Origin of the sequence: Aestuariivirga sp. (assembly GCF_044239095.1) — a bacterium.
GTDB lineage: Bacteria > Pseudomonadota > Alphaproteobacteria > Rhizobiales > Aestuariivirgaceae > Aestuariivirga.
In genome coordinates this window covers 1-12,085 of record NZ_JBIICB010000020.1, presented here as the reverse complement: position 1 = coordinate 12,085, position 12,085 = coordinate 1, and the positions used below count along the sequence as shown (strand labels likewise).

Genomic DNA, 12,085 nt, shown 5'->3' with positions numbered 1-12,085 from the left:
TCGCAAGAAAAAAGCCGCCAAGCCATTGTGACCCGGCGGCTTCTGTTTACCTCTTGCGATGAAGCTTAGCGCGCGCAAGATCAATTGCTAGAGCATGACCTTATCGCCAGAGTGGTTTCCACTTTTGGCGTTCATGCCTCAGTGTGCGATGAGGCGGAGAACGGCGATGTTCTTGCTGCCGTCCTTGGCGGCTGTGGTGCCACCGACGACAATCAGCTTGTCGCCCTGGAGCGCCACGGCCGAGGCCATGTCATTGCCATCTCCCAGCGAGATGTTGGCAATGCCATTCGGCGTGCCGTCATCCGAAGTTGCAAACTCCTGGTCGAGCGAGCCGTCAGTCTTGTAGCGGAGGACGGCGATATTGGTGCTCGTGCCCTCCTCGTGATAGCCAGCGACCACAATGTCTCCATCACCTTCGAGGACCACGCCTGTTGCGTAATCATTGCCCTCACCAAGAGAGGTTGCTGCCACGCCATTGGGTGTGCCGTCTTCGGCAGTACCGAAGGCCGCATCGAGCGCACCATCGGCATTGAGCCGGGCGACGATCACATTGGTGCTGCCGTCAGCCGACTTGGAATCGCCCGCGATGACGATCTTTCCATCTGCTGCCACTGCAACGCCGCGTGTGACGTCGCTGCCGTCGCCCAGCGACAGGCTGACCACGCCATTGGGCGTGCCGTCATCAGCCGTGCCGAAGCTCTCGTCAAAGGTGCCGTCGGCATTGAGGCGGAGCACGGCCATGTTGGAATTGCCCTCTGGACCATGGGTGCCCGCGACGACGATCTTGCCATCCGCGGCAACAGCGACATCGTTTGCAATATCATTGCCATCGCCCAGCGAGACGGCGGCGAAGCCGTCCGGCGTGCCATCGGCGCCGTCCTTGCCGAAGCTGGCGTCGGGCGAGCCATCAGCGTTCAGGCGGGCGACAACCATGTTGGAGCTGCCGTCCTTCGACACCGAGTCACCCGCAAGCACGATCTTGCCATCGGCGGTCAGCGCCACGCTGCGGCCGATGTCGTTGCCATCGCCGAGCGAGATGTTGACGATGCCGTTCTCGGTGCCATCATCGGCGGTGCCGAAGCCCTGGTCAAGTGTGCCGTCGGCATTGACGCGCAACGCCACGATATTGGTGCTCGTGCCTTCCTCATGATAGCCGCCGACGACGATCTTGCCGTCCGGCTGAATGGCAACCGACGTTGCAAAGTCGTTGCCATCGCCAAGCGAGATGTTGACGACGCCATCGGGCGTGCCGTCATCCGACTTGCCGAAGCTCGCATCGAAGCTGCCATCGGCATTATAGCGAACGATCACGATGTCGTTGCTCTGGCCGTTGTTGCGATTGCCGACGACGACGATCTTGCCATCTGCAGTCGTGGCGATATCGTTGGCCGTATCATCTCCATCGCCAAGCGATATGCTGACGATGCCTGCGGGCGTCCCGTCATCCGTTCCAGCTCCGAAGCTGAGGTCGAGCGAGCCTGGTCCCTGTGCGTCGGCGGCAATCGCGGGCGTCAGCGACACGATGGCCGTGCTCAGCAGGAGGGAAGTTGCCAGACGGACAATCGGTAGACGCTTCTCTGCTTTCAACTCAGAGTTCATATTTCTCTCCTGCTTGATTTGAAATCTAATTGATTTTGCCTGTCTCGCGCAGGCGACTTTCCATTAGCTGAACCGGTGAGGGGCTGCTAGAAACAAAGCTATACGGGAATATACGCGAGCTTATCCTGAATGATCGAAGCTCTGAGGGCGTGGCGAAAAGCACATGGGATCTCGCAGCAGGCCCTTGCAGAACGGCTCAACGTTTCGCAGGCAGCTGTGTCGCGATGGGAGGCCGGCGTCGATGCGCCATCGCTTGAGGTTCTTGGCCGGATCAAGGTCCTGCTGGATCCAGCAACGGTTCAAGCCGTGTCGCTTGAGGAACTCTTCGTTCGCGAGAAAAACTCGCTTCATGTGCTGTTTGACCTCGACGGAGCCCGGTTGCTGGCCACATCGAAGGGATATCAGAGAATTTTTCCCCGGTTTTCCCGACTCATTGGACAGTATTTTGGAGACAAGCTCGTGGGAGAGACCAAGGCAATCCTGGAGGACCGTCAGCTCCACTCCTCCATCAAGCTTGGAGAGATCGCGCTGATGTCGGGCACGACCGAGCGGCACATAGACCACCGCTATGACCAGGCGCTCAAACATCACTGGACAATATGCTTCCGCAAGACGGGTAGCCTCATACTGGCCGACGTCTCATTTGAACTCTGCGACCAGACGGAGGAAACCAAGATTGGAAAGATCGTCAGAATTGACGAGCTGTAACCGTGCGCACGCGGCGAGATGCCCGGCACGGCGGGCGGTTGGTTGAGATCGACGCCCCACTCGCACCGTCATGCCAGCAAAAGCTGGCATCCCGCGCCCGCTCCCCACTTCTTCGGGACGCCGGAGCACAGGGCAATGGTCTATAGTCACATGTTGAAGAGCCTTAAAGCAGTGATCTCATGAACGGCGCCGTTCCGTTTTCAGACGATGCCCGCAGAGGTGACGGCCAGGGCCGCAGTTGACTTGAAACTGAAGCGCCTGCCTGCCGGATGAAGGGAGGAAGCCGCAGCGTGCCCCCGGCGGCTCATGTGTTGATAGCCTGCCGTTCCTGATCCTGACGCGGACGGGCCACCCTCCACCAGCCGTCTGATCTCCAGCAATCGTTTGCTTGACACAGATTCCCGAACTGCCGGGCCAGTAAAGTCCTCCAAAATGCATGGACCAATACAATCTTGGGGCTCAATTCACGCCATATATCGCCTGCCGGTTCATGCGGATTCCCCCAGGTCTACGCATCGAAACCGGCAGCAAGGTTGTTTCAAAGCTAACGCTCAAGGGGGCGAACGTGGCACTCAACATCGTTTCGGCAATCATCAACTCGCTTGCACCATCGGTCGTCGACAAGGTGGCGGCGGCGCTCGGCGTCAACTCTGGGCTGGCCCGCACGGCCCTCAGCGCGGCGGTGCCCGCGGTCCTCGCGATCTTCGGCAGCAAGGCATCAACCGACACCGGGGCACGCGCCCTGTTCGACGCCGTCTCGAAGACGGATACGGGGGCCTTCGGCGATCTCGCCGCGACGCTCTCGGGTGCGAAGGGCGAGAAGTTCCTGCAGGGCGGCCTCGGCTCGCTCGGCTCGCTTCTCGGCGATACGGGGCTCAAGAGCCTCACCAACGCCATCGGCCGCCAGGCGGGCATCGGCAGCGATGCCTCCTCCTCGATCGTGTCGCTGGCCGGCCAGCTGGCCATGGGCCAGCTCGCCAAGTCGGCGGCCAGCGAGGGCCTCGATGCCGCGGGCCTTGGCAACATGCTGCGCGGCCAGCAGAACAACATCAAGTCGGCGCTTCCGGCGGGCTTGGGCGACATGCTGTCGGCCTCCGGCCTCGTCGGCTCAAACTTCGCCGAGCAGGCGGGCCGCGCCGCCACCAATGCCGTCCACCACACAGCACAGGTCACCAAGAAGGGCACCAACTGGCTCACCTGGGCGCTGCCGGTTCTCCTCGCGCTGGTGGCGCTCTGGTGGTTCCTCGGCAACCGCTCCGCCACCACGGTGACCGAGGCCGTCCCCCAGGCGGTGAAGGAAGTCATGGTCGACGGCGTCGACGTCGGCAAGCAGTTGACCGGCACGCTTGACGGGCTGCGCACGACGCTGGGCGGCATCACCGATGCGGCCACCGCGGAAGCCGCCCTGCCCAAGCTGCAGGAGACGGTCACGGCCTTCGATGGCATCTCGGGCCTTGCCGCCAAGCTCACGGCGGAGCAGCGCAGCATGCTGGCGGGTCTCGTCAGCGTGGCACTGCCCGCCATCAAGGAGGTGTCCGGCAAGGTGCTGGCCATCCCCGGCGTGGGCAGTATCTTGAAGACCACGGTGGACGGCCTCGTGGCCAAGATCGAAGCCCTGGCAAAGCCGGCCTGAGCCAAGGGGAGAGAGCGGCATGACCTTCACAGAAGATGAACTGAACCTGCTGGCCAGCGTGCCGCAGCTCATCGGCACGGCCATGGCGGCGGCCTCGGGCAGCGGCCTCTTCGGCACCGGCAAGGAGGCCTTCACCAATGCCTCCGCGGTGCTGGAGGGGCTGAAATCCTACCCGGACAATGCGCTGATCCGGGAACTCCTCCCCGATCCGGCGGCCGACCGCAAGGCAGCTGTCGAGAAGATGACCCGGACACGGGACTGGACCTCGGCCCGGCTCAAGGCCAATGGCGTGAACAACGCGGAGACGCTCACCCGGCAGGTGCTGGCGGATGCCCGCGCGGCGGCGGCCCTGCTCGATGCCAAGGCCAGCCCGGCGGAGGCGCAGGACTACCGCGCCTGGACCATGGCAATCGCCGAAAAAGTGGCAAATGCCTCGACCGAGGGCGGTTTCCTGGGCTTCGGCGGTGAGCGCCTCTCCGCACCCGAAAAGGCGCTGCTCACCCAGATCCACGAGGCGCTGGGCGGGCCCCAGGCAGCCTGACCGGGCATCACGAAAAAAGCACCACCGCAGCGGGCGGCAGCAGCTGCGGTGGCGCAGTTTCCGGCCACCACCACAACATTATCCGAGGCGTGATACCATGACGAACCCGTCCACTTCGCTCCAGCCCACCACCACGGCCCTGCAGTATCTCGACCGCGCCCTCGGCTCGCTGCGCGACATGGGGCTGATGCCAACCATGACCGAGCAGGCCCCGATCGCCAGCCTGCTCGAAACCATCACCGACCTCGACCCGGACAAGGTCGCCGTCATCTCGCGCACGCTGAACCAGGCGTCGGTGTTCAACGACGTGGTGCGCAACGAGGTGGCCTCGATGTCGATCGGCAACCGCTACGAGGAGATCACCGGCAGCTTCAACTCCATCCGCGACGACGCGAAGTCCATGGTGGACCAGATGGAGGATGGCAAGCTGAGCACCGGCGAGCGGCTGGCAAACATCTGGATGAAGGTGCGCCGCGGCGACATCGCCGACCGCTTCGAAACCATCCGCAAGACCTACCTCGACGTGGCCCGCGACACCAAGGACCAGATCGAGCGCGAGCACCGCATCTTCAACGCCTATGCCGATTTCCGCGGCGCGCTGAAGCAGGCGCAGGTCCACGCACTGGAAGTGCTGGAAACCGCCGAGAAGAAGCTTGGCGCCGCCAAGGCCGCGCTGAACGAAGCCAACGCCACCGTCGAGGCCTATGCCGGCAGCCAGGGTTCCGAGCGCGCGAGGCTGGAAATGGCGCGCGACGAGCGCGTGCGCGGCCTCCAGAATGAGGAGAAGCGCTACCAGGTGGCCAAGGACCTCGCCGACAACCTCGTCATCGGCTACAACACCTCCGAGGTGGTGATGGCCAGGCTGCAGCAGACCACCAGCAGCAAGGAGCGCGTCTATGCGCAGTCCATCACCTTCTTTTCCACCAACGAGTCGGTGCTGACCGCGCTCAAGGCCTCCTTCACCGGCCTCGCGGGCCTGCATGAATCGACGCGCACGCTGGATGAGATGAAGAAGGGGGTGGAACAAAGCCTCGAGACCATCTCGGAGATGGGCGACAAGATCCAGGAAGATGCGCTGCGCGCGGGCTATGGCCCCACGATCCGCGCGGAGTCGGTGAAGAAGCTGGTAGACAGCGTCACCGGCTTCCAGTCCCGCTCACGCGAGATCATCGAGGAGATGCGCGCGCTCTCCACGAAGAACTCGAGGGAGATCGCCGAGGCTGTTGAGGACGGCAAGCGCCGGCTGGCGCGGCTGGCCGCCTCCGGGCAGGACCTGATCGCCGCGAATGTCTGAGGCGTCTTCCGCAGCCGCGCCGGGTGCGCCGCGCACCACCGCGGGTGGGCCGGCCTCCCCCGCGCTCGACGATCTCATGCTCGCCATGGACATCGTTGACACGCTGCGCCACGACATGCGCATCGCCGAGCGTGAGCTCGACGACAGCAAGCGCCGCGCCGACATGAAGAAGCGCCTCGGCGAGATCTATGCCTCGCAGGGAATATCCGTGCCCGACGACATGCTCGAGGAGGGTGTCCGGGCACTGGAGCAGGACCGCTTCACCTACAAGAGCCGTGCCACGGGCCTGCAGGCGGGCCTCGCCCGGCTCTATGTGAAGCGCGGCAAGCTGGGGCGGGTGCTGGGTGTCCTGCTGCTGCTGGGCGCGGCCGGCTGGGCGGGCTGGTACTTCGGAATGGAGCGCCCGCGGCTGGCGCGCGAGGCGGCGGTGGCAGCTGAACTCGCCAGCGGCCGCGAAAGGCTGGATGCGGCACTGGCCGGGATCACGGCCACCACCCAGTCGCCCGTGCTGCGCGAGCGCGCGGAGGCCCTTGCCGCTGACGGCCGCGCGGCCATTGCGGCGGGTGACCAGGCCGCCCTCGCCCGCGCGCTCGACGGGCTCGGCGCCATCACGGCGGAAGCCAAGGAGCTTGCAGCCCTGCCCGCCCGCATCGATACGGCGCTGGCCGCCATCCGCACGGAGGCGGTGGATGATCCAGCCCTCGCCTCGGCCGCTGCACTCGAAGGCGAAGCGAGACAGGCGCTCGCCGCCTTCGACGGCACGGTGGCGCGCGGCGCAGCCGAACGGCTCGAGGCGCTGCTGGCGCAGCTGCGGCATAACTACGAGATCCGCGTCGTGCAGGCCGATGACACGCCCTCCGGCGTGTGGCGCATCCCCGAGGTCAACGCCTCTGCCAGGAATTATTACCTGATCGTCGAGGCGGTGGGTCCGGACGGCCAGGCAATCGCCATGCCCGTCACCAGTGAAGAAAGCCGCAAGACCAGCACCGTGAAGCGCTGGGGCGTGCGCGTGGGCCAGGACGTTTTCGACGCCGTGCGCCGCGACAAGTCCGACGACGGCATCATCCAGAAAGACCGCGTTGCGGAAAAGAAGCGTGGCATGTCCGCGCCGGAGTGGGCGATCCCCGCTCCGCCCGGCGCCATCACGGAGTGGTAAGTCATGATCTCGGGCCAGCGCGGACTTGCATCGATCGAGCAGGCGCTCCGCGACATCGAGCGTGAGGAGGCCGAGGCCCGCAAGCTGTCGGAACGCGAGACGCAATCGCGCGCTGAAAGCGAGAAGACGCGCACCGACGGCTACCGTGCGCTGGCACGGGTGAAGGTGGACGTCTCGCTCGAGGACGGCGTGATCGACCGGGCCGACGGCCTCTCCGCGGAGGTGATGGAGCGCCTCTCACGCTGGCTCGCCACCCAACGCGCAGCGGAAGCGAAATGGGAGGCGCTGAAGGCCGAGATCGAGGACTGGCGCAGCAAGCGCCATGCCGCCCACGAGGAGGCAGAGCGCGCGCGGGAGGAATATGACCAGGCCTTCGCCGCAGCGCGCCAGGCGCTGAGTGGCGAAGAGGGCCACGCGGCGCTGCTCAAGGCCCGCGATGAGGCACGCGCACATATCGAGAATGCCCGCGCCAAGGCCGCCAAGGCGGAGGCCGAGCGCGCGGAGAAGGAACAGCCCTATGCGGCCGATCCGCTGTTCATGTATCTCTGGCAGCGGCAGTACGGCACGTCGGCCTATGCCGCGGCCGGCATCACGCGGATGCTGGACGGCTGGGTGGCGCGCCTCATCGGCTATGGCGAGGCGCGCGTGAATTTCGCGGCGCTGACCGAAATTCCAAAGCGGCTCACGCAATATGTGGGGCGGCTGGAGGAGTCCGCCGTGCGGGCGGAAGCGGCGATCGAAGCCAATGTCCACGAGGCCGTCACGCGCCAGGCTGGCCGTGACCTCGCCGCCGGGATCGCAACACTCGAGCAGCGCCTGGCGGAGGCCGAAACGGCCGTCAGTGAGCGCGAAGCAGCCTTTGACCAGCTCTCGGACGCAATCGCCAGGCTGGCCAACGGCGATGACGAGGACCTGGCCGCCGCCATCGACGCGCTGTCGAAGAGCCTCGCCGCCACCGGCTTCCGCCAGCTCTTGGCCGAAGCGCAGCGCACCGCCACGATGCGCGATGACGACGTGCTGGCGCGCATCCAGAATGCCGTGGCCCAGCTCGACAAGATTGACGCGCGCGCGGGTGAGCGCCGCAGCCAGCTCGACGCGCTGGCCGCGCGCCGCTCCGACCTGCTGCGCATCACCGCCGAGTTCCGCCGCCAGCGCTATGACGACAGCTCCTCTGTCTTCACCAAGGACGATCTCTTCGGCGGCCTGCTCAAGCAGCTGCTCGCCGGGGCCATCACGGCGGGCCAGTACTGGACGGAGCTGCAGCGACACCAGAACCGCCAGCGCCGCGCCTCCGACCGCTTCCCGCGCTATGACGATATCGTGCTGGGCCCGGGCGGCGGCATGTCATGGCCGCGCTTCCCGCAGGGTGGCAACTGGGGCGGCAGCTGGGGCGGCGGCCTGTCGCTTCCGGGCGGTTCGCTTCCAAGCGGTGGCCGTGGCGGCGGATTTTCCTTTCCCTCGGGCGGCGGCCGCTTCCGCACGGGCGGCTCGTTCTGAGGCGAAGTCCTGCTGGCCCCCGTCATGGACGAGGGTGCTCACGGGCGCCTGCTCATGAGGCCTGCCCGCCCAATGCAAGATCATGCTCCAGCGTCAGCGGCCCGCCAGCAGCTTCCGTAGCTTGGCCTCGCGGGTGCTGGCCTCCTCGCCATAGGCCAGTGTACCGGCGAAGCGGCCATCGGCGTCCATGAGGAAGACGGAGGCCGTGTGGTCCATGGTGTAGCCGCCGCCGCTGGTTGGAACCTTGGCGTAGTAGACGCGGAAGGCGGCGGCAAGCTTCTGCAATTGCTCCGGGGCCGGCACCAGGCCTTCGATGCGCGGGTCGAAGTTGGCCATGTAGTCCTTCATCATCGCCACCGTGTCGCGCTCGGGATCCACGGTGATGAAGAACACGCGGAACCGCTTGGCGTCCTCGCCCAGCTTCGCGAGCATCGTGCTCATCTCGTAGAGGGCGGTGGGGCAAACTTCCGGGCAATGGGTGAAGCCGAAGAACACGGCATAGGGGTTGCCGCTGAGGCTGGCTGAGTCCACCACACCGCCCTTCGCCGACGCGAGCATGAAGGGTCCGCCGACATCGGCGAAGGAGGCGGCCTTCTCCCTGAGCGGCGTCAGTCCGAAATAGGAGGCGCCGGTGAACAGCAGAACGGCCGCCACGAGCGCCCAGGCAGCGATGCGGATCATCTTCATGGGGGTCACCTTGTGCAATGCGGAGGCCGGCGGTAAGCGCCGGCCTCCGGCGGTTCGTCAGTTCATGTGGGCGCCGGGCGCCAGCACGTCAAATTGCACCTCGACCGTTCCCGCCTTCTCGAAGGTCAGCGTGGCGGTGAAGTGCTCGCCCTCAGCGGGGGGCTTCGCCAGGCCCATGAACATGAGGTGCAGCGACTTGGGCTTCAGTTCCACCGTGCCGCCCGCGGGGATGGGGATGCCTTCGGGAAGCTCGAACATCTTCATGACGTCGCCCTCCATCTTCATGCCGTGGATTTGCGTCATCGAACTGATCGCGGTTTCGGCCTTGACCAGCCGGTCGTCCTCCTGGCCCGTATTGGCGATGGTGAGAAAGCCCGCCGCCACATCCGCCGCCATGGGCGACTGGCGCGACCACGGCCCGGTGATGACGAGGTTGCCGGCCTTGATCGCGGTATCATGCGCGCCCGCCCAGGGCGCGGCCAGCACGGCGGCGAGGGTCAGCAGCACTGCGAAGGCGATGTCCTTGAGGTGTTTCATGAGCGTTTTCCAGTTCCTTGTTGTGAATGACGATCTACTGCGCACCGGCCTGCTTCAGCCGCTTTGGCAGGAAGAAATCGATGATGGCGAAGAGCGCGATGGCGAGGCCACCGAGCGGGAAGACAATGCCAAGCACGGCGCCGAGACCCAGAACGCCCGCGGGCACCGTGTAGTCCCGCGGATATTTCGGGGAACCGACCCGCCCCACGGGCCGGCGTTTCCACCACATGACCACGCCTGACACGCAGAGGAACACGCAGGCCAGGCAGAAGACCGCGTTGATGGCGAAATTCCACCAGCCCAGCTGGCCCTCATGCAGCGCGATGCCGACGGCCATCGCCTTGGCGGCCACGCCGTAGTCGGCATAGCGCACATCGGCGAGCACCTTGCCGGTGTACTGGTCGACGTGGATGGTGCGGTCCAGCGTAGGGCTCGCGCCGTCGTAGCTCATGCTGTTCTGCGAAATCGTCCACACGCCCGTCTCGCCCTCCGGCGGGGTAATGCGCATGCGCCCTTCGATGCCCAGCGCGCGGCCGAGCTGCACCATGCCGGAGAGGTCGAGCGGCGTGCCGCCCGGCAAGACCGCAACCCCGGCAGCCGAACCCGATTCGGGAAGCGGCGTCTGTTCGAGGCCCCAGGGAACCTGCTTCCCGCCCGTGCCATTGAGCGAGAGATGGGTCTTGTCTGACAGGGGCACATTGTCCCATTTCTCGGCCGGGAAAGTGCTCCAGGCCTGCATGAACCGCTCGCCCCAGACCGAGGCCCATGCGAGGCCCGTGACCATGAAGAGCACGAGGATGATGGCCATCCATGCGCCGGTCGTTTCGTGCCAGGATTTCCACAGGCTGCGTCCGCTGGCGCTGAACTTCGGAACCAGCGCCGCCCCGAAGCCCTCGCCGCGCGGCCACCACAGGTAGACGCCGGTGACGGCGAGGATGATTCCGAGGCTTGCCGCGATCTCGATCAGCCAGTCGCCCGTCTGACCAAGCAGAAGCGTGCCGTGGATGTTTTCGAGAAACAGGTTCCAGCTACTGTCCTCCGGCATGGACCGCAGGATGGCGCCCGTATGGGGATCGACGGCGAGCACGTGATTGACCTCGCCCGCGGCCACCGTCACCATCATCGGTGTCTCGGCGTCATAGGGCGTGCGGATGTCCTTCACCGCGGCCCCGGCGCCGAGGGACGCACGCGCCGCTTCCGCCAGCTCAGTGGCGGGAAGCGCCTGTGCCTGCGGGGCAACCGGCAGCCGGTCGCCATGTTCCGGCAGGTAGGTCGTGAACAACATCATGAAGAAGCCGGTGACGGCCAGCATGAGCAGAAATGGAATGACATAAAGCCCGGCATAGAAATGCCAGCGCCAGACGGCGCGGTACAGGCGTGAACTGGCGGCAGCGTCCGGCTGCGGCCCGGAAGTGATCGGCATGGAATGAAGTTCCCCTTGATCGGCATGCGTTGCGGCGTGCCCGGAAAAGGGCACACCGGCTCAGGCAGTCAGGCTCGGGGAAGGGAGGGCGGCCCGCGCGGCGGACTGCCATACAGCAGCCAGGACGTCTCGGGATGTTGGAGCTGGGCTGAGGGGCGCGGGGCCGCAACGGCGGCGGGGCGGAGGCCACGGCCATCCCGGGCGGCCTCACCCGGCGCCGGACCCGCGGCAGAACAAGGGCCGCAGAGGATGCATGCATCACCATGGGCGGAATGCTGCTGCTGCCCGGCAGGCCCATCTTTTCCAGATGTGAGGCAGAGCGATTCAGCGATGGCCCGGTCAAGCGTCTGCGCGGCGGATAGCGCGGGCTGCGGAAGGAGGCCAAGCAGCATGGGCAGCACAAGCGCCAGCATGACGGCGTGGATGACCACGCCGCGGCGCTTGCGCAGGCTATCGAAAATTCCCCAATGCATGCGTTGAATTCTGGCGGCCCGGCTCCGGATTGTCTCCGCTACCAAAGGTCGCACGGGCGCGGCCGGGCCCTCTGATGAGGGGGAATTCAGATGCCGGCGAGCAGCAGCAGCGCCTTCAGCGTTCCATCTTCCGCCGCCGCCGCCGCGAAGGCAGTGAAAGCCTGCTCGTGCTGGAAGGCGACGATGGCTGCGGATACGGCGATCCCAGCCACGGCGCGGCGCACCAGGCTGCTGGCGCAGAACAGCGCGATGAAGACGGTGAGGGCGAGGCGGAAGGGAAGCGTCAGCATGGCATGTTCCCCCTGTTACTTGCTGGCCGTGCCGCCGAAGGCGGAGTCCTTGTTGGAGGACTCGAGCGACACCCACTTGCGCGGGTCCTGCGCCGACTGGCGCTTAAGCATCGTGTAGTTGGCGGCATGCCAGCTGCGGATGTCGTTGCGGCGGTTGTCGAGGACGAAATCGCCCTTGGTGGTGACGAGCGTCAGGACGGCGTGGCCTTCAGCCTGCTCGTCCAGCACCACCGTGATGCGCAGGGCC

At 65.8% G+C, this 12,085-nt stretch carries 13 protein-coding genes; 6 read left to right on the top strand and 7 right to left on the bottom strand.

All coding sequences use genetic code 11. The features are described 5' to 3' along the window. Window positions 1-138: 138 nt before the first annotated feature. Window positions 139-1,599 carry a hypothetical protein gene (locus ACILRA_RS03450; RefSeq protein WP_395660696.1) on the bottom strand — a complete coding sequence of 487 codons (1,461 nt, stop codon included), beginning with the start codon at window positions 1,597-1,599 and terminating at the stop codon, window positions 139-141. Between the two features lie 129 nt (window positions 1,600-1,728). Here ACILRA_RS03450 and ACILRA_RS03445 point away from each other — a divergent pair, with 129 nt between their 5' ends. The 6 genes from ACILRA_RS03445 (at window position 1,729) to ACILRA_RS03420 (ending at window position 8,428) form a co-directional block, all read left to right on the top strand. Then, a complete protein-coding gene (locus ACILRA_RS03445) occupies window positions 1,729-2,307 on the top strand; it encodes a helix-turn-helix transcriptional regulator (protein ID WP_395660695.1) in 579 nt (192 codons plus the stop codon). 565 nt (window positions 2,308-2,872) lie between these two features. After that, entirely contained in the window at window positions 2,873-3,940 is a 1,068-nt protein-coding gene (locus ACILRA_RS03440) for a DUF937 domain-containing protein (RefSeq protein ID WP_395660694.1), read from the top strand. A 19-nt stretch (window positions 3,941-3,959) separates the two neighbouring features. Then, window positions 3,960-4,481, top strand: coding sequence for a hypothetical protein (locus tag ACILRA_RS03435; RefSeq protein ID WP_395660693.1), 522 nt, complete (start codon window positions 3,960-3,962; stop codon window positions 4,479-4,481). Window positions 4,482-4,578: 97 nt separating this feature from the next. Then, complete coding sequence (locus tag ACILRA_RS03430; protein ID WP_395660692.1) at window positions 4,579-5,775, top strand: cell surface protein; 1,197 nt, start codon at window positions 4,579-4,581, stop codon at window positions 5,773-5,775. Beyond that, window positions 5,768-6,931, top strand: coding sequence for a DUF6384 family protein (locus ACILRA_RS03425; protein ID WP_395660691.1), 1,164 nt, complete (start codon window positions 5,768-5,770; stop codon window positions 6,929-6,931). Before ACILRA_RS03430 ends, ACILRA_RS03425 begins: the two co-directional genes overlap by 8 nt. A 3-nt stretch (window positions 6,932-6,934) precedes the next feature. Further along, window positions 6,935-8,428 (top strand): hypothetical protein, encoded by a 1,494-nt coding sequence (locus ACILRA_RS03420; RefSeq protein ID WP_395660690.1) that lies wholly within the window; start codon window positions 6,935-6,937, stop codon window positions 8,426-8,428. Between the two features lie 93 nt (window positions 8,429-8,521). On the opposite strand, the gene ACILRA_RS03415 is transcribed toward ACILRA_RS03420, so the two are convergent. From ACILRA_RS03415 to ACILRA_RS03390, 6 genes are all read right to left on the bottom strand, one after another. Beyond that, on the bottom strand, window positions 8,522-9,115 hold the full coding sequence (locus ACILRA_RS03415) for an SCO family protein (RefSeq protein ID WP_395660689.1): 594 nt from the start codon (window positions 9,113-9,115) through the stop codon (window positions 8,522-8,524). Window positions 9,116-9,172: 57 nt separating this feature from the next. Next, window positions 9,173-9,652: a copper chaperone PCu(A)C gene (locus tag ACILRA_RS03410; protein ID WP_395660688.1), complete on the bottom strand. Its 480-nt coding sequence runs from the start codon at window positions 9,650-9,652 to the stop codon at window positions 9,173-9,175. Between the two features lie 34 nt (window positions 9,653-9,686). After that, entirely contained in the window at window positions 9,687-11,075 is a 1,389-nt protein-coding gene (locus tag ACILRA_RS03405) for a PepSY-associated TM helix domain-containing protein (RefSeq protein ID WP_395660687.1), read from the bottom strand. Between the two features lie 68 nt (window positions 11,076-11,143). Then, the gene (locus ACILRA_RS03400; protein WP_395660686.1) at window positions 11,144-11,548 is read right to left on the bottom strand and encodes a hypothetical protein; all 405 of its coding nucleotides are present in this window, start codon (window positions 11,546-11,548) and stop codon (window positions 11,144-11,146) included. Between the two features lie 86 nt (window positions 11,549-11,634). Continuing rightward, complete coding sequence (locus ACILRA_RS03395; protein WP_395660685.1) at window positions 11,635-11,838, bottom strand: hypothetical protein; 204 nt, start codon at window positions 11,836-11,838, stop codon at window positions 11,635-11,637. A gap of 15 nt (window positions 11,839-11,853) precedes the next feature. After that, window positions 11,854-12,085 (bottom strand): transglutaminase-like cysteine peptidase (locus tag ACILRA_RS03390; protein ID WP_395660684.1); only part of this gene is annotated, 232 nt, incomplete at its 5' end.